Source organism: Arthrobacter parietis, from assembly GCF_039530425.1.
Lineage (GTDB): Bacteria > Actinomycetota > Actinomycetes > Actinomycetales > Micrococcaceae > Arthrobacter_D > Arthrobacter_D parietis.
The window spans coordinates 1,036,851-1,058,057 of sequence record NZ_BAAAON010000001.1; the positions used below are offsets into that span (position 1 = coordinate 1,036,851).

The following is a 21,207-nucleotide window of genomic DNA, read 5'->3' on the forward strand; positions in this document are numbered from 1 at the left end:
ACTCCGGGATTCTCCGTGGTGCGTAGACGTGCCATACATCTGACCGCGCCCTTGCCTGATCCTCCGGCCCGTGATTCGGTGGGAAGTGGGGCTGACAGCCCCGGTCGGGTTCCGACTCACCGAATCCATAGAGGAAACCGAGAGTAGGAGAGGCACATGGCTACGAACAACCCCGCCAAACTGATCAAGCTAAGCGACAGCGATCAGACGGTGACCGCCGAGGAAGACATCCGCGGACTCAACGTCAAGGACAAGGACGGCGAAGATCTGGGGCAGATCGATGCACTGCTGATTGACGACGCCGAGAAAAAGGTTCGCTTCCTGGTGGTCGCCTCAGGTGGATTCCTCGGGATCGGCAAGGAGAAGTCGTTCATCCCGGTCGAGGCGATCACGCGTATTGCCGATGAGGTCACGATTGACCAGTCCCGCGAACTGGTCGCCGGAGCTCCAGGTTATGATCCTGAGCTCGTCGACGAGGCCTCCTACTACGAGGACGTGTACGGGTACTACGGATACGTGCCGTATTGGGGCGCCGGATACGCCTACCCGACCTTCCCGTACTACCCGCCTGTTCCGCCTGACCGCTCTGCGGACAAGTAAGGGCGATTCCACGCTTAGACTCCGAGGATGCGCGCAGTAGTTTTCGACCAGGTTCAGGGCCGGCCCGATGTTCGGGAGGTACCGGCTCCAGCGGTCACTCCGGGCGGCGTCGTGGTCAAAGTGATGGCAACAGGTTTGTGCCGCAGTGATTGGCATGCTTGGGCGGGCCACGAGGACATAGCGTTTCCCCACGTTCCCGGCCATGAGCTTGCCGGCATCGTCACCGAGGTAGGCGCCGACGTCGTCCGGTGGAAGGCCGGTGACCGTGTGACGGTCCCCTTTGTGTGCGGCTGCGGCCGGTGCGAATGGTGTCTGACCGGAAATGCCCAGGTGTGCCCCAACCAGCAGCAGCCGGGCTTCACACACTGGGGATCTTTCGCCGAGTACGTCGGCCTGTATGCTGCCGATACCAATCTGGTGGCCATTCCCGAAGGGATAGATTTCACGACGGCGGCCAGCCTGGGTTGCCGGTTCGCTACCGCGTACCGCGCGCTGGTCAGCCGCGCGCAGGTTAGACCCGGCGAGTGGGTGACCGTTGTAGGTGCGGGCGGTGTGGGTTTGAGCGCGGTGATGATCGCACGCGCGGTAGGCGCACGTGTGATCGCCGTTGACCGTCACGCCGAGGCCCTTGCCGTGGCGTCCGCCCTCGGCGCGGAGCACGTTCTCACGGCCGACGGCGGTGACATCCCGTCCGCTGTTGCTGAACTGACCGACGGCGGAAGCCACGTCGCCATTGATGCGGTGGGCAGTGAGCAGACCTGCGCTGACGCCATTCTGAGTCTTCGGCGCAGGGGCCGGCATGTGCAGATCGGGCTGCTGCCTCCAGTTGGCGGCAATCCCCGCGTTCCGATGGCACGGGTGATTGCGTGGGAGCTTGATCTGCTGGGCAGCCATGGCATGGCCGCCGCCGACTATCCGGGAATGATGGCGCTCATCGAGGAAGGTTCGCTGCGGCCGGACCTGTTGATTGAACGCACCGTTGGACTCGCGGAGGCCGCTTTCCTGTTGCCCGGGTTCGATCGGGCCAAGCCCGCGGGGATGACGATCATCGATCCGTGGCGGTGACGATTCAGGTGGGTGGACGTGGTCCGGTCAGAGGATTGTACTGAAAATGTTCCATCCGGAACCGACCTTGGAACGGGCCTTCCAGCCGCCGGCTCCGTTACCTGGATACAGCCAGAGCGCTCCGTCGGAGCTGCGCGCCATCACGTCGACATGCCCGTCTCCGTCGAAGTCACCGGGGACTAGGATGCTGGTGAATCCGTTCCACCCTGAACCGGCCTTCACACGAGTCTTCCACCCACCGGCTCCGTTGCCCGGGTAGAGCCAAAGGTATCCACTGGCGTCGCGTGCGAGGATGTCCACGTTGCCATCACCGCTGAAATCGCCCGGCCCGAGGATCGCAGTCATAGCGTTCCACCCGGTACCAACCTGCACCCGCGGAAGCCACCAGTGCCAGCCGTCACTGGGATAGAGATAGAGAGCGCCCTGCCGATCACGCGCCAGCACGTCAGCGTTGCCGTCACCATCGAAGTCTCCTGGTGCAATGATGCTGGTCATCGCATTCCAACCGGAGCCGACAGCGGCGGGCGGCTCCCAACCGCCTGCACCGTTTCCGGGATATACGTGCAGGCCGCCTTTGACATCCCGGCCGAGCACGTCCGCAAAGCCATCCCCATTGAAATCGCCGGGTGCAACGATGCTGGTGAGAACGTTCCAGCCGGAACCCACCTGCTTCCGGGGCTTCCATCCACCCAGTGGGTTTCCGGCATACAGCCACAGCCTTCCCGCGGAGTCACGCGCGAGCACGTCTGAATGGCCGTCGCCGGAAAACTCCTTCAGGGTGCCGGTAATGAAAGGTGTGGGCTTGGAAGATGTCGAGTATGGAAAGTATGCCGCCTTGGTGGCGGTTACTCTCACGGATATCGCGGCTCCGATGTCAACGCGCTGCAAGGTGTAGTCAGCGCTGATCGCCCCGGTGATGTCGGCCCCGTTACGCTGCCATTGGATCGAGAGAGTCGCTCCCGGCGTCCAGTCGCCAGTGATAGCCGAGAGGGTACTGCCGGCGCGAGGGGCTCCCGCGATGGTGGGAACGGGCGAGATAAATTCCCCGCGATGAATGCCTGTGTGAGCGGATGTCAGCGAGGTCGGCGGGAGACCTTCTTTGGTCGCAGTCACCGTGACGGTGAGGTACTTCATGTAGTCGGCAGCCGTCGTCGTAAATTTCTCTGCGGTGGCGCCGGCGATCGGGACGCCATTGCGGTTCCACTGATAAGTGAACGTTTCCGGTGCAGGGGACCATATCCCTGGTACGACGGTCAGTGTTTGATCAACCTTGGCAGTGCCCAGGATCGTCGGGACCGTTACCGAAAAGCCTTCCGGTTGCACTTGGCCCGTGCTGCTTGATTGCTGAACCGCGGTGACATATCCGGGCTTCGATCCCGTCACTCGGACACTGATGTTCGCGCCGATATCTGCTTCCACCGGAATGTAGGTAGATTCCGTCGCTCCCGGAATCTCCACCCCGTTCCGCAGCCATTGGTGAGCTCGTGTAACCGGTGCCGGCCCCCATTCCGGTCCAACCTCCGCGAGAGTGGAACCTACCTGCGGGATGCCGGTGATTACGGGGCCCCGGTGGGTGAGCATTTGAGCGGGTCTTATCGGGCCAATCTGCTCAGTCGCGCGGGCAAGCAAGGTGCCGCTCTCGTCTCTGCCCGTGGCGAAGCCCTGAATAAATCTGTGCAAGTCCTCATCGGTCAGCGTGTAGCTGGCGCTGGCGGCGCCGTCTATGATGCGGCCGTCGCGTGTCCATGAGTAGGCGAGGTCGGCAGGGAGGGGGCTCCAGTCGCCCGGCTGTATGGTAAGCGTGGAATTCACTACGTGCCCGGCGTTCGATTCGAGCACCAGTGTCGGCGAGGTGAGGGCTTCCGACTCTAGGGTCCGGTGCGGGACGGCCGGCAGGAAATCAGCGTTAGCCGGGAGACTGAGAAGTTGGCTGGCGATCAGTGCCGCGACAACGGTGGCCGTAGCACGGACAAGACGGGGACGGCTCATTGGCTTCCTCGGAGTGAGACCCCCGGGAACTCCGGGCAGTGGGACGCCCGGTTGCTTCCCCCGCGCGTAGTGTATATCGGCTGGCATCAGTGAGGGAATAGTTCGACGACGAGCGCTCGGCCCGCATGCTCGAACCAACAGGTGCCGCGCAGGCCCCCGACTCACCTTAAGCTGGAACGCGTGATCAACGGGACAGTGCGCGCGCAGGTAGACAAAGCGTGGGTACCTCAAAATTTACATTCAGACCACGCGGTATAAGGAAGGCAATAACGTCGACCTGGAAACGATTCAGCCTTCGTCGACTTCGAGTTTCCCTACATGCACGAATATCTACTCAGTAGGTTGCAGCAGTAGCGACAACATTCAGCGCGGCACGCCCGCCCGCATTCCCGCAAAGAACTCGCCCAGCTCCGCCGTCGCCGTCAGAGGCAACACATTGGCCACGTACTGGTCCGGGCGGACAACGACGACGACGCCGCCACGGTCCAGCCCGCGCAACTCGAAGATGTCCTCCGCCTGGTCGGTGCCGAAAACCTTCTCCAGGTAGTTCAGCTTGAACGGCCCGACTTCCGGCTTGAAGACCGCTGGCACGGCGTTGATGTCGATGCTCTGGTGGTCCTGCTGATAGATCACCTTGACGTCGAACCACGCGTCGAGGTCGGCTCCCTCGGGCGTTGCAGCGAGCGGTGACTCCGGTGAGTTCGTCAGCCACTCGGCGAAGTTGGTTACCTTCGATGGATTGCCCGGCAGTGGCTCGTCCGCGAAGACGTAGATCCGCCAACGACCGTCAGCCGTTGCATGGTGGCCGAGGTGAAGCGGGTTGGTGTCGCACACCCGGACTACCGGTGCAGATTTGAAGCGCTTGCCCACGGGGAAGCCGGTTGCCAGTTCCTGATGTATTGCCTCGGCAACGATCATCGACGGCGAGTACTCCGTCATGAATCCGGCGGGGAACTCCATGGTTCGGACGTAGAAGTTCTCGAGTTCGGTGGGGTCCTCGAACTCTTCGGGCTTCTTCGCCATGAGCGAGGACCACTGCTTGTCGAAGTCGATGAGGTTCTTCGCAACCACCTGGCGTTCCGCCGAGTAGGTGGACAGCAGACTTTCCTTGCTCCGGCCTTCCAGCACATGGCCGAGCTTCCAGGCGATGTTGAAGCCGTCCTGCATGGAGACGTTCATGCCCTGGCCGGCTTTGGCGCTGTGTGTGTGGCAGGCGTCTCCGGTGATGAAGACGCGCGGGGTGCGGGTTCCAATGTCCTCCGGAAGGACGTCGTCGAACCTGTCCGTGAGTCGGTGGCCAACCTCGTAAACACTGTTCCAGGCGACGTTGCGGACATCGAGCGTGTAAGGGTGCAGAATTGCGTTGGCCTTCTCGATGACCTCCTCGATGGTGGTGCTGCGGATGTCACCCTTGGTGTGCGCGTCCACCTCACCGAGGTCCACGTACATGCGGAACAGATGGCCCCCTTCGCGCGGAATGAGCAGGATGCTTCCGCCCGTACCGGATTGGATGGCGCACTTGAGCCGGATGTCCGGGAAGTCGGTGACGGCGAGGACATCCATGACGCCCCATGCGTGGTTCGCCGCATCACCGGCGAGCGTGCACCCAATCGCCTGGCGGACTTTGCTGCGTGCTCCGTCCGCCCCGATCACGTACTTGGCGCGGACCGTGCGCTCCTGCCCTTCGCGGGGCCCGGCGGTGTGAAGCAGGGTGACGGTCACGGGGTACTCTCCGCCTTCATCGACCTCAAGGCTTTGGAAATCGAGTCCATAGTCCGGGGTCATGCGGGTAGGTGCGTTTGCCATGAACTCAGCAAAGTAGTCCAGCACCCGCGCCTGGTTGACGATGAGGTGTGGAAACTCGCTGATGCCCGTCGGGTCATCGAGCGGGCGAGCCGTTCGGATGATGCGTGAAGGATCCGCCGGATCCGGCTTCCAGAACGCCATCTCGGTGATCCGGTACGCCTCGGCGATGATGCGCTCGGCGAACCCAAAGGCCTGGAAAGTCTCAACGCTACGGGCCTGGATACCGTCCGCCTGCCCAATTGCGAGCCTCCCTGGGCGGCGCTCCACCAAACGCGTGGTGATATTCGCGAACTGTGACAACTGCGCAGCGGCAAGCATGCCGGCCGGACCGCTGCCGACAATCAGGACATCGACCTCCTCCGGCAACTCCTCGGGCCGATCTACGCCGACGCCGGCTGCCGCCTGGACACGTGGATCACCGGAGACGTAGCCATGATGATGGAAGTGCACGCGCTGTCCTCACTCACTTCTTTGTGAAACTTTTGGGGATGCCCGTCACCGTGTTCACTATCTGAACAGCTATTTCTATAATCGAATGACGGTGCCAAAACTGTACGACGAACATGATGCACAGCACAACCGTTCCGAACACGTGAACGGGGGTTGACGTGCCGCACTTCACAAGACAGAGTTATCGTATACGATTTCGTACATCGAAACATTGCCTGGATCTAATGAGGAGTACGCGGCATGACAACGGAGTCACAGACCACCGAAGCAAGCACCCAGCTCCTTGCCCGCACCCGCAAGGTCATCGCCGTCCACATCAACTACCCGAGCCGCGCCGCGCAGCGTGGGCGCACCCCCCAGAAGCCCTCCTACTTCCTCAAGCCGCCGTCGTCGCTCGCGGTGGGATCCTCCGAAGCGCCCGGTTCGGTCGAACGCCCGGCCGGCTGCGAACTGCTCGGTTATGAAGGGGAAATCGCCCTCATCATCGGCAAGCCGGCACGCCGGGTCGGCTTGGAGGACGCCTGGAGCCACGTGGAGTGGATCACCGCAAGCAATGACCTGGGCGTCTATGATCTCCGCTACGCAGACAAAGGCTCCAATCTCCGTTCCAAGGGCGGTGACGGATTCACCCCCGTCGGGCCGCAGCTCATCCCCGCGGGTGAGGTCGATCCCGCCGCAATGCGGGTGCGCACCTGGCACAACGGTGACCTGGTGCAGGATGACACCACCGAGGACCTCCTCTTCCCGTTTGCCCAGCTCGTTGCGGACCTCTCGCAGCTCCTCACTTTGGAGGAGGGCGACATAATCCTCACCGGCACGCCCGCCGGAGCGTCAGTCGCCCAGCCCGGTGACGTCGTCGAGATCGAGGTCACCGCCGGCAGCTACAGCAGCGGCAAGCTCACCACCCGAGTGGTGGAGGGAACCGCGCCGTTCGCGGACTTCGGCGCGCAGCCCAAGGCGGATGACGCCCAGCGTGAAGAGGCGTACGGATCACGCGAGGCCGCCGGTTTGGAACCGAGCAGGCAGGCACTGTCGCCGGAACTCAGGAAAAAACTCGAAAGCGTTGCCACCGCTACCCTGTCGTCCCAGCTGCGCAAGCGCGGTCTGAACAACGTCAGCATCGACGGTCTGCAGACCACGCGCCCGGACCGCCGGGTTGTGGGCCTGGCCCGCACTCTGCGTTTTGTGCCCAATCGTGAAGACCTCTTCAAAACCCATGGGGGCGGCTTCAATGCGCAGAAGCGCGCCATCGATTCAGTGAACGGCGGCGAGATCATCGTTATGGAGGCACGCGGCGAGAAGGGCACGGGAACAGTGGGTGACGTCCTGGCCCTGCGCGCCCAGGTACGCGGTGCGGCAGCCATCATCACGGACGGCGGCGTCCGGGACTTCTCGGCCGTCGCTGATCTTGATATGCCAACCTACTTCGCCAATCCCCACCCCGCGGTCTTAGGCCGCCGGCACATTCCGTGGGACACGGACATCACCATTGCATGCGGCGGAGCCACCGTGCAGCCCGGAGACATCATCGTGGCTGATTCCGACGGCATCATCGTAATCCCACCGGCCCTGGCCGAAGACCTCGTCGAGGACTGCATCCAGCAGGAAAAGGAAGAGACTTTCATCTTCGAGATGGTCAAGCAGGGCAACGGCGTTGACGGGCTTTTTCCGATGAACCCGGAGTGGAAAGCGAAATACCAGGAGTGGGCGGCCTCAGCTTCGGAAGGAGCATCAGGTGGTTGATATCGCCTTCGGGCCATCCGTCGTTGTACAGACCGCCGGTGACATCAAGCCCGGCAGCAAATCCGAGCAGGCATACATTTCAATCAAGGCTCGCATCGTCGAGGGGACCTTCTCCCCTGGATACCGGCTCGTATTGGCGAAGATCGCCGAGGACCTCGGCTTCAGCGTGGTGCCGGTGCGGGAAGCGATTCGGCGGCTGGAAGCCGAAGGGCTTGTGAAGTTCGAGCGCAACGTCGGCGCCACAGTCTCCGGGATCGACCCTACGGAGTACCTCTATACAATGCAGACGCTCAGCATTGTGGAGGGGGCGGCCACCGCGCTGTCCGCGCCGCTGATTGACTCCGCGGCGGTCGCGCGGGCGCGGGCCGTCAACAAGGAAATGCACGACTGCCTTGATCACTTCGACCCCGTGCGCTTCACAAGGCTCAACCAGGACTTTCACAGCGTTCTGTTTGAGCACTGCCCCAACCCGCACATCCTTGATCTGGTTCATCGGGGCTGGAATCGACTCGCAACGCTGCGGTCCTCAACGTTCCGGTTTGTCCCCGGACGCGCACGCGAATCGGTCAGCGAACACGAAGACCTGCTCCAACTCATCGAATCGGATGCCGACGCCGACACCATTGAACGCGCGGCGCGAAGACACCGCTCTGCCACTCTCGACGCTTACCTCGCGCAAGCGCCCGCCACCACCCAGTAGATTCCAGCAGTCAGGAAGAGAACAATGACGTCCACCGTTTCTGAGACCCATTACGTGCCGAAGGACCTGCCCACGCACATCCAGCACTACATCAACGGCAACTTCGTCGACTCACTCAGTGGCAAGACCTTCGATGTCCTGGACCCGGTATCCAACAAAAACTACGCGACCGCAGCGGCGGGCCAGAAGGAAGACATCGACCTCGCGGTTTCCGCCGCACGTGATGCGTTCCTCAACGGTCCCTGGCCGAAGATGAAGCCCCGCGAACGGGCCCGCGTCCTGAACAAAATCGCTGACGCCGTGGAAGCGCAGGAAGCCCGCCTCGCCGAGCTCGAGACCTTCGATACCGGCCTTCCGATCACCCAGGCCAAGGGCCAGGCGCTGCGGGCAGCCGAGAACTTCCGCTTCTTCGCCGACCTCATCGTGGCCCAGTTCGACGACGCCATGAAGGTTCCCGGATCCCAGATCAACTACGTCAACCGGAAACCCATCGGCGTTGCTGGCCTGATCACCCCGTGGAATACACCGTTCATGCTCGAATCCTGGAAGCTGGCCCCCGCGCTGGCGACCGGCAACACCGTGGTACTCAAGCCGGCTGAGTTCACGCCCCTTTCCGCCTCCCTCTGGGCGCAGATCTTCAAGGACGCGGGGCTCCCCGACGGGGTCTTCAACCTGGTCAATGGGCTCGGCGAGGAAGCGGGCGACGCCCTGGTCAAGCACCCAGATGTTCCGCTGATTTCCTTCACCGGCGAGACCACCACCGGGCAAACGATCTTCCGCAATGCCTCGGCCAACCTTAAGGGCCTGTCGATGGAGCTCGGCGGAAAGTCACCGTGCGTGGTTTTCGCCGACGCGGACCTCGACGCCGCCATTGACTCCGCGCTCTTCGGCGTCTTCTCCCTCAACGGCGAGCGCTGCACCGCCGGATCCCGCATCCTCGTGGAACGCGCCATCTACGACGATTTCTGCGAGAGGTACGCGGCGCGCGCGAAGACCATCGTCGTCGGAGATCCGCATGACCCGAAGACGCAGGTCGGCGCGTTGGTCCACCCCGACCACTACGAGAAGGTGGCCTCCTACGTGGAGATCGGCAAATCCGAGGGCCGGCTCCTTGCCGGCGGCGGTCGTCCGGAAAATCTGCCCGAAGGGAACTACATCGCTCCGACTGTCTTTGCCGACGTCGCGCCTGAAGCACGGATCTTTCAGGAGGAAATCTTCGGCCCGGTTGTAGCAATCACCCCCTTCGAGAACGACGACGAAGCGCTGGTCCTCGCGAACAACACGAAGTACGGTCTGGCCGCCTATATCTGGACCCAGAACCTCACCCGCGCGCACAACTTCGCCCAGAACGTGGAGGCCGGCATGGTCTGGCTCAACAGCCATAATGTCCGTGACCTCCGCACGCCGTTCGGCGGGGTGAAAGCCTCCGGCCTGGGCCATGAGGGCGGCTACCGCTCCATCGATTTCTACACCGACCAGCAAGCCGTACACATCACCCTTGGCGCCGTCCACACCCCGAAGTTCGGCAGCGTCGAAGACTCCGCCGCCAACGAGGGCTAGTAACTTTCCTGCACTGCTCGAAGAAGAGAGAACATCATGACCAACTTCGTTCCCACGCCCGCCGCCCCGGCTCCGGACATTGTCCGCTGTGCCTACATGGAGATCGTGGTCACCGACCTGGCCAGGTCGCGCGAGTTCTACGTTGACGTCCTCGGCCTGCACGTCACCGAGGAAGACGACAACACCATCTACCTGCGACCCCTCGAAGAGTTCATTCACCACAACCTCGTGCTGCGCAAGGGACCGATTGCCGCCGTGGCCGCCTTCGCCTACCGCGTGAAGTCCCCCGCTGAGGTGGACGCTGCGGAAACGTACTACAAGGAGTTGGGTTGCCGCACCGAACGCCGCAAGGAAGGCTTCACCAAGGGCATCGGTGATTCCGTCCGAGTCGAGGATCCGCTGGGCTTCCCCTACGAGTTCTTCTACGATGTGGAGCACGTGGAGCGCCTGACCCAGCGTTATGATCTCTACTCCGCAGGTGAGCTTGTCCGTCTGGACCACTTTAACCAGGTGACCCCGGACGTGCCCCGCGGCCGCAAGTACCTCGAGGACCTCGGCTTCCGCGTCTCCGAGGACATTAAGGATTCCGACGGTGTCACCTACGCCGCGTGGATGCACCGCAAGCAGACCGTCCATGACACGGCGCTGACAGGCGGCAACGGACCACGCATGCATCACGTTGCCTTCGCGACCCACGAGAAGCACAACATCATCCAGATCTGCGACAAGATGGGCGCGCTGCGCATCAGTGACCGGATTGAGCGCGGCCCCGGCCGGCACGGCGTGTCCAACGCGTTTTACCTGTACATCCTGGACCCGGACGGCCACCGCATCGAGATCTACACCCAGGACTACTACACCGGGGATCCCGACAATCCCACCATCACCTGGGACGTGCATGACAACCAGCGCCGCGACTGGTGGGGCAATCCGGTTGTGCCGTCCTGGTATACGGAAGCCTCCCTGGTCCTGGACCTTGACGGTAACCCCCAGCCAGTGGTTGAGCGTGAGGAGAAGAGCGAGATGGCGGTCACCGTTGGCGCCGACGGCTTCTCCTACACCCGGAAGCAGGACGACGACGGCGCGGACAGCCAGCCGCAGGGGTTCAAGCTCGGGGCGCAGCTGTAATCATGCTGGATCACGCAACAATCGAGGCCATCGCCGACGAACTGGTGGAAGCCGGCCGCAGCCGCACCCCGGTTCCCCTGCTGACCGCACGCTACCCGGACATGACGGTGGAGGATTCCTACGCTGTCCAGCAATTGTGGCGGCGCCGCAACGAGGAAGCCGGGCGCAAACTCGTAGGCCGCAAGATCGGTCTCACGTCCAAAGCGATGCAGGCCGCTACCGGGATCACAGAGCCCGACTACGGCGCCATCTTCGATGACATGGTGCTGGAGACCGGGTGCTCGGTGGAGTGGGACAAGTACACCCATCCACGTGTTGAGGTGGAACTCGCGTTCGTGCTGAAGGACGGGCTGAAGGGCCCCGGCTGCACCATTTTCGACGTGCTCAATGCAACGGACTATGTGGTTCCGGCCCTCGAGATCCTGGACTCCCGGATAGAGATGGAGGGCCGGACCATCGTGGACACCATCTCCGACAACGCCGCGATGGGCGCGATGGTGGTGGGCGGCCGTCCGGTGAAACCCGACGCCGTCGACCTTCGCTGGGTTTCCGCCATCCTCTATAAGAACCAGACGGTGGAGGAAACCGGCGTAGCAGCCGGCGTTCTGGACCATCCTGCCGCGGGCGTCCACTGGCTGGCGAACAAGATCGCCGCCCACGGAGACAGTCTGTTAGCCGGAGACATCATTCTCGCCGGCTCCTTCACCCGTCCGCTCTGGGTTCATAAGGGCGATACCGTGCACGCCGACTACGGGCCACTTGGAGCTGTGACATGCCACTTCCACTAACCACCACTTTCCGCGACGTGATGGCTACGGCCGAGCGTCCGCTCGCCGGCATGTGGGTTTGTTCCGGTAGCCCGCTGATCGCCGAGCTGTGCGCGGGAGCGGGCCTCGACTGGATCCTGATTGACGCCGAGCACAGCCCGAACAGCCTGGAGACAATCCTCGCCCAGCTCCAGGCCATCCACGGCTACCCGGTGCACACCATGGTGCGGCCACCCGTGAATGACACTGTCCTGATCAAGCAATACCTGGACCTCGGCGTGCAAAACCTACTCATCCCGATGGTTCATTCGGCGGCCGAGGCCGAGGCCGCTGTGGCTGCCACCCGGTACCCGCCGGAGGGTGTGCGCGGCGTTGGCTCGGCACTGGCGCGGGCGGCCCGTTGGAACCGCGTTCCCGATTACCTTGCCCGGGCCGGGGAAACGGTCAGCGTGGCGGTTCAAATCGAGTCCGCAGCAGCTGTTGAAGCTGTGGAGGACATCCTGGCGGTGGAGGGCGTCGACGCGATCTTCATGGGTCCCGCCGACCTCGCCGCTTCCATGGGGCTGCTCGGCCAGCAGGAGCATCCGAAGGTGCGCGCCGCCGTCGAACGCTGTCTTGATGCGGCGAAGAAGGCCGGCAAGCCTGCCGGTGTGAACGCCTTCAATCCCGACACCGCTCGACACTACATGGACGCCGGCGCCGGTTTTATCCTGGTCGGCGCTGACGTTGCCCTGCTGGCAAGGGGATCTGAGGCCCTAGCTGCACAGTTTGTACCCGCTGCCGACGGCGATGGACCCACGGTGAGCTACTAACCCTCCGGCAGACTCCCGCCTTCGCCCTCCCGGGTCCATAGCTCGATGACAGCAGCGTGACCGCCGCGCTCTCCCTCGATATCGAGGGAGAGCATCGCGCCGGTGCCGTTCTCGATTCTTGCGAGTTCCTGCTCGCCGAGTAGAAGTCCACTTCCCTGGGAGCATCTAAGTGCCGCCTGTCCCGCCGCAGCGAAGATGAGGATCGTCGGCGCGTCCGTGACCAGGTGCTGCGCATTCGACAATTCGACCCAGGTGAGCCGGGAGTCTATGCGGCACTTCCGGTAAATCAGGTTGAAGTCGCGAATAGGGCCACCAACCAGCGCGCATTCAGTCCTGCCGGCGCCGTCGAACGTGAAGGCTTCGAAGGGACCCAGCGCTTCACTTGGCTGACCATCCACCGTCAGGTGCATCCCGGCACCTTCAAGCACCGTGATGACTCGCCAATAATCCGGAAAGGAGGAGAACGGCCCGTCGGTGGCGATGTCGGCTATGGAGAGCCGCCAGTCGTACCCTTCCACCGGGCCGGAGCGCGCCACCTCAGTAGTGAAGCCGGCGCCATTTTTCCACGGCATCCGAACATAGCTTTCCGCCGTATAGTGACGCATCGCTCAACCCTATCGGCTGACCGCTATCGGTCAGGGCTTCCACACCATGAGGACAACAGTGGCAAGGAGCAGGAGCGCGACCGTACCTGATCCGGCGGCAACCGCCGGGTAGGTGGCGCCGCGACCACCGTTCACGCTCATGGTGTGAGCTGCTTTCCGCAGACCGGGAACAACGAGGACAAGATTCAGCGCGAAGGCGATGACGTAGAGGATCAGTGACGCCATCACCCACGGGGTGGTGACGGAGAGGTCGTACTGCGGGTCCGCCATTCCCAGCACCCCGAAGCCGAAAAAGGCCACGGCTAGAGACAGGTAGGTGAAGAGCGCAGTCGATTTCGCGAGCGTCGTCACCTGGCTGGCCGCCCCAGTGCGGATGGTGCGCAGAGCGGTCATCGGGAGTATGGCCATCGGACCAATGATGAAAACGGCCGTAGCGACGTGGAGGATGTTCAGGATGGTGTCCATGGTGCTTCTTTCTCCTGTAAGTAGTGGCTGAGATGAGGTTGTCGAACTTAGGCCGCGATGAGACGGGAATCGGTGAGGCGGCCGTCACGCATGCTGGCAACGGCGTCGGTGAGGGGCACGAACTCGGTGTCGTGAGTGACCATGACAGTGGCCACATTGAATTCACGCGTGATGCGGCACAGCAGCCGCACGATGGACTCCGAGCGCTCATTGTCCAGCGCTGCGGTAGGTTCATCGACGAGCAGCACTGTCGGCTGGCCCATCAGGGCGCGGGCTATGTTGACCCGCTGGCGTTGCCCTCCGGAGAGCTGGTGGGGGCGCCGTCCGCCGGAATCGGAGAGGCCAACGACGTCGAGCATCTCCATGGCGCGGGAGGTAGCGCGTTTGCCGGCGTTTCCACGGAGGTGCTCTCCGATCACCAACTGTTCGACGGCGGTCAGCGAGGGAAGCAGGTTCGGTTGCTGGAAGATGATGCCGATGTTTTCGCGGCGCAGCGTGGTTCGAGCCTTGTCATCCAGGGCCGTAACGTCAGTCCCGTCGATGGTGATCAACCCGCTGGTCGGCCGGATCAAAGTTGCCGCCACGGCCAGGAGGCTGGACTTTCCTGAGCCGGATGGACCGACCAGCGATGTGACGGTGCCTGCCTCGGCGGTCAGGTTCACGCTGTCGAGCGCTTTGAGCGTTCCGTTCTCGCCGTCTGGGTATTCAAGGGTGACGCCCTGCATGGTGAGGGCTGGGCTGGGAGTGGTGTTCATGGCATGTCCTTCACTGAACTGATGAGTGGTACGAGCCGGTGCCGGCTGATTAGTTCCCGCCGAGCGCAATCAGCGGGTCGACCTTGGTCACCCGGCGCACGGCCAGCGCGGATCCGGCCAGTCCGAGCACGATGACGCCGGTGATGGGCAATACCGTTGTGGCTGCGGTGGTGAGGAAGGGCGCGGCCTGCGCGGCAAATAGTCCACCGATGACGCCGAGCCCACCGCCGAGCGCTGCACCCGCGAGCAGCACGAGGGCGGCTTGCGTCATGGCGTCCTTCAGCACATAGCCGTTAGAGCCGCCGAGCGCCTTGAGCACGGCGATGTCCCTGGTCCGCTGGACCGTCCACACCGTGAGGAAAGCAACGATCACGAGCGCGGAGATCCCATAGAGGAACCCTTGCATCATCGTCAGCGAGCCATTCTCCGAGGAGAACGCACCCAGTGCGGAGAAGCTGCCTGTCTTTGTCATACTGACCGTGTCTGCGGCGGCGTCAATCGCCGCGAGCGGAGTCGCCTGGGAAGCATCGTCGTCGTAATTTGCTGTGATCACAGTGCCGACGACGTCCGGATCCGACACGTGGGCAAGGTCCTGCCAGTCCGCAAGAGTGGTCCAGACCACGGGAGTATGGCTGTACCACTGGTCTTCGATGATCCCGGTGACGGTCAGCTCAGTGCCGCTGATGGCTGCCGTGTCGCCGACGGCAATATCGAGATCTTCGGCAACCTGTGCGCTGATGACTGCCTCGCCGCGCTCCAAGCCCGCGGGCGCGAGCTCTCCCTCGGGATCGGCAGCGAAAACTGCCACGTTGGCGGTCCCGCCGGACTCCAGCCGGGTCTGCGTGATGCCAAGCGGTTCTGCATGGCTCACTCCATCAGCCTGCACCCATGCGTTCACCTGCTCAGAGGTGACCTGTGATTCGGTGTAGGAAGCCTTGGGTTCGTTACCGGACGGGGCGCCGAACGCGATGGTCGTAGCGTTCAGCTGCTCAATGCCCGACGTCGACTGGTTGGCCAGCCCCGCCGTGAGACCGGAGAGCATTACCAGCAACAGGCAGATCAGCGCCACCACCGATCCCATCAGGGCGAACCTGCCCTTGGCAAAGCGGATATCCCGCAGAGCTAGATACATCCCGTATCACTTCTTCCGATCTGGTTTCGAGTTGCAGTTTCGGCATTTGTTGCCTCTTCAACTCTCGGCCAGTTCGGGTGTGCTTACATCGGGAGGCCGGTTGATTCGCGGCTTGTCCGTCGGTTGATGTGCCGATCAACCGAATGGTTGATGCCTGCCCGATCGGCAGCGCTATCCGGACAGGTGGCTCGGAAGGCTGCTCCCCGGCGCCCGGCCCCGGATTTCGAGCAGTTCACGGGCGTGCGCAGCGAGTCGCTTGTCCTCGTCCGAGACCGGAATCCATTGCGGAACGGGGACGGCGGTGCCCGTCTCATCCCGGGCCACCATTACCGTGAGGCAGTAGGTGGTCAGCTGCATGTCCCGTCCCGTGGGCTTGCCGGAGCGGACGTGCACCGCAATGTGCATGCCCTTGTTTCCCGTGTACACGAGGCGTGCTTCCACCTCGACCAGGTCTCCGATCAACAGCGGCCGGTAGAATCGCACGCCGCCGGAGAAGACCGCCACCGTGTCCTGGCCGCAGTAGCGCGTGGCGCAGACGTAGGCCGCTTCGTCGATCCAGTCCATGACGGTTCCGCCGTGAACCTTGCCGCCCCAGTTCACGTCCGTCGGCGCCGCAAGGAAGCGCAGCGTGACGCGCTCGGCGGTTCCGGCGCCGGTATATTGCTGCCCGCTCATGGCGGCGACGATCGAATCCCGTACTTCTATCCGGGCAACCGCCTGGTCACGAAGCTCTGTTTCCGCAGCTGTTACGGGCACGAACTGTGGCACTGGTACAGGCTTGCCGTCCGGTCCCACGGCAACAAAAATCACGAGGCACTGGCTGCGCATCGTTGCCGCGCCGCCCTTGACCTCACCCGAGGAGACGACGGTCCGGATGTGCAGCGAGGACCTCCCGGTGTAGACGACTGTTGCTTCGACCTCGACCATGTCACCGATGTTCACCGGGTCCGCGAAGTGGATGTTCCCCACGTACGCCGTCACGCAGTAGCTCTTGGCCCAGCCGACGGCCGCAGCATAGGCCGCTTTGTCCACCCACTCCAGCACAGTGCCTGCGTCCACGGAGCCGCTGTGCCCGAGGTCCGTCGGTGCGGCCAGGAACCGCAGCGTCACTGAATGCGGGTTGGGGCGGGCGGTCGCGTCGACGCGTCCTTGCGTCTCGTTGTCCATGGTTGTTCACGCTAGCTGAACCCGGAACTTTTGCGCATTTATGGCGACTTCACGACGCCCTCGACCCACCGGACCTGCACAAAACTTCCGGGTGGAGAAGGGCGGAAACTCCAACGCAATTCTCAGGTTACGGGTGTAGCGTGGCGCGCAGGACCGCATCCTAAAACCACCACCAGAACGAGGAAGTTCGCAATGACTCGTACAGGGCGAAAATCATGGCGTCAGTGGACGCCGGCAGTCGTTGCCGCCGGGGCGGTGGGCGCCGCAGCGCTCGTGGCCCCCTTCAGTGCCAACGCGGCGGTTGATCTTCCTGACAAGACCGCCGCCGAAGTCCTCGCGCTGGTTCAGGAGAAAGACGCTGACGCCTTCTCCGGCACCGTGGAACAAAGCTCAAACCTCGGCCTTCCGGACCTCTCCGCTCTCGGCGCGATGAGTCCTGGCGGCGGGACAACAGGCGGAACAACTAACGACGACGGCGGCGAACCCTCCCCGGCCAGCGCCGCCATGGGGCTCATCACCGGATCCCACACCGCCCAGGTTTTCGTCAATGGTCCTGATCAGGCCCGCCTTCAGGTGCTCGATCCGCTTGAAGAACGCAACGTCGTCCGCAACGGAGATGACCTCTGGTACTACGACTCGGATGAGAACGAGGCCATTCACGCGACGCTTGATGACCATGAAAAGCCCGACGGCGCCACGTCCGCCCCGAACGACGTCGCCGCCCACTTCCTCGAGAAGATCGACCCGTCCACCGAGGTCACCGTCGGCTCGGACCGCATGGTCGCCGGGCGTGCCGTCTACGATCTCGTGCTGACTCCGCGCTCCACCGAGACCCTCGTGGGTTCGGTCAGCATCGCAGTCGACGGCGAAACCGGCCTTGCCCTCGGGGTCACCGTCGCTGCCGCCGGCTCCACCGACCCGGCGTACAGCTCCACGTTCACCGAAATCAGCTACGAGGAACCGTCAGCAGAACTGTTCGCCTTCACCCCGCCGGAAGGCGCAACGGTCACCGAGGTGGATCCAGGCGATCACAAAGCCGAGCACCAGCGCGAGCACGCTGACAAGGAAGCTGCAGAAAAGCCGACAGTGGTAGGCGAAGGATGGGACGCCGTCGTCGTTGTTCCTGCCGGTCAGCAGGAGATTCCAGCGGAACTGATGCAGCTCAGCACAGCAGTCGACGGCGGTCAGCTCCTGTCCACCGCGCTGGTGAACGTCCTCATCACTGACGACGGCCGCATCCTCGCCGGCTCCGTCACCGTTGAACGCCTGCAGGCAGTAGCTTCCGGACAGTGAGCGGGGCCGCCGACCTCGTCATCGAGACAGCAGGCCTGACCAAGCGGTTGGGCGGCCGGGACGTGGTCAACGGCATCGATCTCGCGGTGCCGCGCGGATCAGTGTTCGGTTTCCTCGGCCCCAACGGTTCCGGAAAGACCACCACTATCCGCATCCTGCTCGGCCTCGCGTCAGCAACGTCCGGGGAGGTCCGGGTACTCGGGCAAGACATCCCGCGAGCGCTGCAGGAGGTACTCCCCCGGGTCGGCGCGCTCGTGGAGGGCCCGGGTTTCTACCCCTTCCTCTCCGGTACCGCGAACCTCCTCCGCCTCGACGCCGCTGACCGCTACGTCTCCCCCTCCACACGCCGGCAACGTGTTGAGACCGCACTCGAACGGGTGGGGCTTTCGCAGGCCGCAGGCAAAAAGGTGGGCCGCTACTCGCTCGGGATGAAGCAACGTCTCGGCATCGCCAACGCGCTCCTCACGCAACGCGACCTGATCGTCCTGGACGAGCCCACCAACGGCCTTGACCCGCAGGGCACCCGCGAAGTCCGGCACCTCGTGCGCTCCCTCACCGAGGAAGGCACTACCGTTTTCGTGTCCAGCCACCTGCTGACGGAGGTCGAGCAGATTTGCTCCCACGCCGCGGTGCTCAGCGCCGGCTCGCTCGTGGCCCAGGGCAGCCTCGATGAGCTGCGCCGTTCCGGTGAACCGCGCATCCGCGTGATCACCCCTGATGTGCCGCAGACGCACGCTGTGCTTCACCGGCTGGGGACAACCCCGGACGACGACGGCGCCACCTCCGGCGCGCACAGCGTCACCGCGCTGCTTCCGGCAGGGCTGGCACCGGATCGGGTAGTGCGGGCGCTGGTCGAGGCGGACGTGCGGGTGAACGGGTTCAGCGTGGACCAGGCCGGGCTCGAGGATCTGTTCGTAGCGCTCACCGGGGAGGGATTCGACGTTGTCCAGTAGTACTGCTGTTTCAGCGCCTCGCAAGAGTGCCGGAGGCCGCTTCCTGGCGTCTGAGCTGTCTGTCCTTTTCCGTCGCCGCCGCACCTGGGCACTGCTGGCGGCCCTTGCCGCGATACCGGTGCTCATCGCCGTTGCCGTGAGGTTGTCCTCCGGTCCCTCACCCGGGCGCGGGCCCGCATTCCTCGATCAGGTGAGCCAGAATGGACTCTTTGTCGCCGTTGTCGCGACCATCGTTGCGATCCCTCTGTTCCTGCCGCTGACCGTCGGAGTGGTTGCCGGTGACACCGTCGCGGGTGAAGCAAGCACGGGCACCCTGCGGTACCTGCTCATGTCTCCCGTGGCGCGGGGGCGGCTGTTGGCAGTGAAGTATGTGGGCGCCGTCGTCTTCTGTCTGGCTGCGACCTTCACGGTAGCGATAGTCGGCACCCTCATGGGAGCGCTGCTGTTTCCGATTGGGCCGGTGACCCTGCTCTCCGGCACCAGCATCGGTGTGCCGGAAGCGCTGCTGCGCATTGCGCTGGTGTGCCTCTACGTGACGCTGTCGCTGCTCGGACTGTGCGCCGTCGGGCTCTTCATGTCCACGCTCACCGACGTTCCGGTGGGCGCGATGGCCGCGACCGTCGTGGCGTCCGTCGTCAGCCAGGTGATGGGGCAGCTTCCGCAGCTCGAGTGGATTCACCCGTGGCTGCTGACGCAGTACTGGCTGGGCTTCGCGGACCTGCTGCGGGATCCGATTGTGTGGGACTCGTTCGCCGCGAACGCCCTGCTTCAGGCCGGTTATGTGGTGGTGTTCGGCGCCCTGGCTTACGGCCGGTTCAGCACCAAGGACGTTCTGGCCTGAGCGTCATGCAAACAGGCTAAGGCCGCTCAGCCCGCCACGCCTCTATCTCGGCAAGAAGCTCCCTGCGCCGCGCGTCTGTGATGAACGCGGACCGCACGGAATTCGCGGCAAGCTGCGCGAGCTGGTCGTCGTCGAAACTGAAGACTGACTGCAGCTGGATGAAGTTGTCGTCCACATATCCGCCGAAGTAGGCGGGATCATCCGAGTTCACCGAGACGTTCAGCCCCCGCTCAAGCATGCGGGGCAGCGGGTGATCGGCGAGGGTATCGACAGCGCGCAGGCGCACGTTCGACAGCGGGCAGACCGTCAGCGGTGTCTGCTCGGCGGCAAGCCTCTGCACCAGTTCCTCGTCCTCCATGCACCGGATGCCGTGATCGATCCGCGCCACCTTCAACAGATCGAGCGCCTCCCGGATGTACTCCGGCGGTCCTTCCTCTCCCGCGTGCGCGATGCACTTCAGCCCCGCCTCATGTGCACGCTCATAGAGGGCAACGAAGTCGCGCGGAGGATGCCCCACCTCCGCGGAATCCAGCCCGATCCCGATGATCGGAGCCTCCATCGCCAGCAACTGTTCGAGCACGGCGAGCGCTTCCTCGGCGGGCTCATCACGAAGGAACGCAGCGATGAGTTCAGTACTGATGCCGAGCTCTTCCTCGCTGCCCGCAAGCGCCGACGCGACACCGTTGACGCAGGTGGCCAGCGAAATGCCGCGGGACAGGTGCGCCTGCGGATCCATCATGATTTCGGCGTGCCGAACGCCCGCTGCCTGAGCGCGGGCGAGGTACGCCCGCGTCATGTCCGCGAAGTCCTGCTCCGTCTGCAGGACAGCCATGTTGTCGTAGTACAGGTTGAGGAAGGACTGCAGATCCGCAAACTGGTACTGCCGGCGCAACTCCTCAACGTCCGCATAGGGCAGCTCAATACCGTTGCGCCCGGCAAGTGCGAAGATCAACTCCGGCTCGAGCGTTCCTTCGATGTGCAGATGCAATTCGGCCGTGGGCAGCACAGACATGACAGCTCTCTTTCCGGTGTGTAGGAGGATACTCAAGCATCCGTGTGCCGGAGTACGGCTACGCTAGCGCGCCCACCGCAAGGGTGGAAGGATCGCCCTCATGACGGACAACACCACTGACGGTACCCAAGCGCACGACGACGACCGCCGCGAGGCGGTCCTGGAACCTGATCCACGCGCAGGAGACGCTGAAAACATCCGCGAAGAACAGGGAACACACGCAGCCGGTGCTGTTCCTGCGGCCTTCGTCGGCGGCGACCAACCCGGAGACAAGCCGGAAGACGCCGCCGATAACTCGGGCCACTGGGACGAAATGGGCCGGGAGAACCCGGCCCGCGAGCCCGGCGACGAGGAAAGCTAGAGC

20 protein-coding genes are annotated in these 21,207 nt (G+C 63.6%); 12 read left to right on the plus strand and 8 right to left on the minus strand.

Annotated elements, in window-relative coordinates:
* Nucleotides 1-156: 156 nt before the first annotated feature.
* Together ABFX19_RS04840 and ABFX19_RS04845 are read left to right on the plus strand one after the other, a co-directional pair.
* On the plus strand, nt 157-600 hold the full coding sequence (locus tag ABFX19_RS04840; protein WP_277357514.1) for a PRC-barrel domain-containing protein: 444 nt from the start codon (nt 157-159) through the stop codon (nt 598-600).
* A 27-nt stretch (nt 601-627) separates the two neighbouring features.
* The gene (locus ABFX19_RS04845) at nt 628-1,665 is read left to right on the plus strand and encodes a zinc-dependent alcohol dehydrogenase family protein (RefSeq protein WP_277357515.1); all 1,038 of its coding nucleotides are present in this window, start codon (nt 628-630) and stop codon (nt 1,663-1,665) included.
* A 27-nt stretch (nt 1,666-1,692) separates the two neighbouring features.
* On the opposite strand, the gene ABFX19_RS04850 is transcribed toward ABFX19_RS04845, so the two are convergent.
* Together ABFX19_RS04850 and ABFX19_RS04855 are read right to left on the minus strand one after the other, a co-directional pair.
* The gene (locus ABFX19_RS04850; RefSeq protein ID WP_346027687.1) at nt 1,693-3,654 is read right to left on the minus strand and encodes an FG-GAP-like repeat-containing protein; all 1,962 of its coding nucleotides are present in this window, start codon (nt 3,652-3,654) and stop codon (nt 1,693-1,695) included.
* Nucleotides 3,655-4,017: 363 nt separating this feature from the next.
* Entirely contained in the window at nt 4,018-5,910 is a 1,893-nt protein-coding gene (locus ABFX19_RS04855; RefSeq protein ID WP_277357517.1) for an FAD-binding monooxygenase, read from the minus strand.
* Nucleotides 5,911-6,150: 240 nt separating this feature from the next.
* Here ABFX19_RS04855 and ABFX19_RS04860 point away from each other — a divergent pair, with 240 nt between their 5' ends.
* From ABFX19_RS04860 to ABFX19_RS04885, 6 genes are read left to right on the plus strand one after another with little or no spacing between them, the layout of a single operon-like run.
* Nucleotides 6,151-7,653 (plus strand): fumarylacetoacetate hydrolase family protein, encoded by a 1,503-nt coding sequence (locus ABFX19_RS04860; protein ID WP_277357518.1) that lies wholly within the window; start codon nt 6,151-6,153, stop codon nt 7,651-7,653.
* 1 nt (nt 7,654) lies between these two features.
* Nucleotides 7,655-8,353, plus strand: a complete 699-nt coding sequence (locus ABFX19_RS04865) for a GntR family transcriptional regulator (protein ID WP_277357589.1) — start codon at nt 7,655-7,657, stop codon at nt 8,351-8,353.
* A gap of 24 nt (nt 8,354-8,377) precedes the next feature.
* On the plus strand, nt 8,378-9,913 hold the full coding sequence (hpaE, locus tag ABFX19_RS04870; protein WP_277357519.1) for a 5-carboxymethyl-2-hydroxymuconate semialdehyde dehydrogenase: 1,536 nt from the start codon (nt 8,378-8,380) through the stop codon (nt 9,911-9,913).
* 36 nt (nt 9,914-9,949) lie between these two features.
* Nucleotides 9,950-11,041 carry a 3,4-dihydroxyphenylacetate 2,3-dioxygenase gene (gene hpaD, locus ABFX19_RS04875; protein ID WP_056545274.1) on the plus strand — a complete coding sequence of 364 codons (1,092 nt, stop codon included), beginning with the start codon at nt 9,950-9,952 and terminating at the stop codon, nt 11,039-11,041.
* A gap of 2 nt (nt 11,042-11,043) precedes the next feature.
* Nucleotides 11,044-11,829, plus strand: a complete 786-nt coding sequence (hpaH, locus tag ABFX19_RS04880) for a 2-oxo-hept-4-ene-1,7-dioate hydratase (RefSeq protein ID WP_277357520.1) — start codon at nt 11,044-11,046, stop codon at nt 11,827-11,829.
* Nucleotides 11,814-12,620 carry an HpcH/HpaI aldolase family protein gene (locus ABFX19_RS04885; protein ID WP_346027688.1) on the plus strand — a complete coding sequence of 269 codons (807 nt, stop codon included), beginning with the start codon at nt 11,814-11,816 and terminating at the stop codon, nt 12,618-12,620. The genes hpaH and ABFX19_RS04885 overlap by 16 nt, the downstream gene beginning before the upstream one ends.
* On the opposite strand, the gene ABFX19_RS04890 is transcribed toward ABFX19_RS04885, so the two are convergent.
* The 5 genes from ABFX19_RS04890 to ABFX19_RS04910 form a co-directional block, all read right to left on the minus strand.
* The gene (locus tag ABFX19_RS04890) at nt 12,617-13,225 is read right to left on the minus strand and encodes a HutD/Ves family protein (protein WP_346027689.1); all 609 of its coding nucleotides are present in this window, start codon (nt 13,223-13,225) and stop codon (nt 12,617-12,619) included. The genes ABFX19_RS04885 and ABFX19_RS04890 overlap by 4 nt on opposite strands.
* 30 nt (nt 13,226-13,255) lie before the next feature.
* A complete protein-coding gene (locus tag ABFX19_RS04895) occupies nt 13,256-13,690 on the minus strand; it encodes a DUF2269 family protein (protein ID WP_277357523.1) in 435 nt (144 codons plus the stop codon).
* A 47-nt stretch (nt 13,691-13,737) separates the two neighbouring features.
* Entirely contained in the window at nt 13,738-14,445 is a 708-nt protein-coding gene (locus ABFX19_RS04900; RefSeq protein ID WP_346027690.1) for an ABC transporter ATP-binding protein, read from the minus strand.
* A gap of 49 nt (nt 14,446-14,494) precedes the next feature.
* On the minus strand, nt 14,495-15,577 hold the full coding sequence (locus ABFX19_RS04905; RefSeq protein WP_346027691.1) for an ABC transporter permease: 1,083 nt from the start codon (nt 15,575-15,577) through the stop codon (nt 14,495-14,497).
* A 171-nt stretch (nt 15,578-15,748) separates the two neighbouring features.
* The gene (locus ABFX19_RS04910) at nt 15,749-16,744 is read right to left on the minus strand and encodes an acyl-CoA thioesterase (protein ID WP_346027692.1); all 996 of its coding nucleotides are present in this window, start codon (nt 16,742-16,744) and stop codon (nt 15,749-15,751) included.
* A 192-nt stretch (nt 16,745-16,936) separates the two neighbouring features.
* Here ABFX19_RS04910 and ABFX19_RS04915 point away from each other — a divergent pair, with 192 nt between their 5' ends.
* The 3 genes from ABFX19_RS04915 to ABFX19_RS04925 are packed head-to-tail and all read left to right on the plus strand — an operon-like array spanning nt 16,937 to nt 19,831.
* Nucleotides 16,937-18,037, plus strand: a complete 1,101-nt coding sequence (locus ABFX19_RS04915) for a LolA family protein (RefSeq protein ID WP_277357527.1) — start codon at nt 16,937-16,939, stop codon at nt 18,035-18,037.
* The gene (locus tag ABFX19_RS04920; RefSeq protein ID WP_277357528.1) at nt 18,034-18,990 is read left to right on the plus strand and encodes an ABC transporter ATP-binding protein; all 957 of its coding nucleotides are present in this window, start codon (nt 18,034-18,036) and stop codon (nt 18,988-18,990) included. Before ABFX19_RS04915 ends, ABFX19_RS04920 begins: the two co-directional genes overlap by 4 nt.
* Entirely contained in the window at nt 18,980-19,831 is an 852-nt protein-coding gene (locus ABFX19_RS04925; protein WP_346027693.1) for an ABC transporter permease, read from the plus strand. The genes ABFX19_RS04920 and ABFX19_RS04925 overlap by 11 nt, the downstream gene beginning before the upstream one ends.
* A 16-nt stretch (nt 19,832-19,847) precedes the next feature.
* Here ABFX19_RS04925 and ABFX19_RS04930 read toward each other — a convergent pair whose 3' ends face one another.
* On the minus strand, nt 19,848-20,843 hold the full coding sequence (locus tag ABFX19_RS04930; protein WP_346027694.1) for an adenosine deaminase: 996 nt from the start codon (nt 20,841-20,843) through the stop codon (nt 19,848-19,850).
* 100 nt (nt 20,844-20,943) lie between these two features.
* On the opposite strand from ABFX19_RS04930, the gene ABFX19_RS04935 reads away from it, so the two are divergent.
* Entirely contained in the window at nt 20,944-21,204 is a 261-nt protein-coding gene (locus ABFX19_RS04935) for a hypothetical protein (RefSeq protein WP_346027695.1), read from the plus strand.
* Nucleotides 21,205-21,207 lie beyond the last annotated feature (3 nt).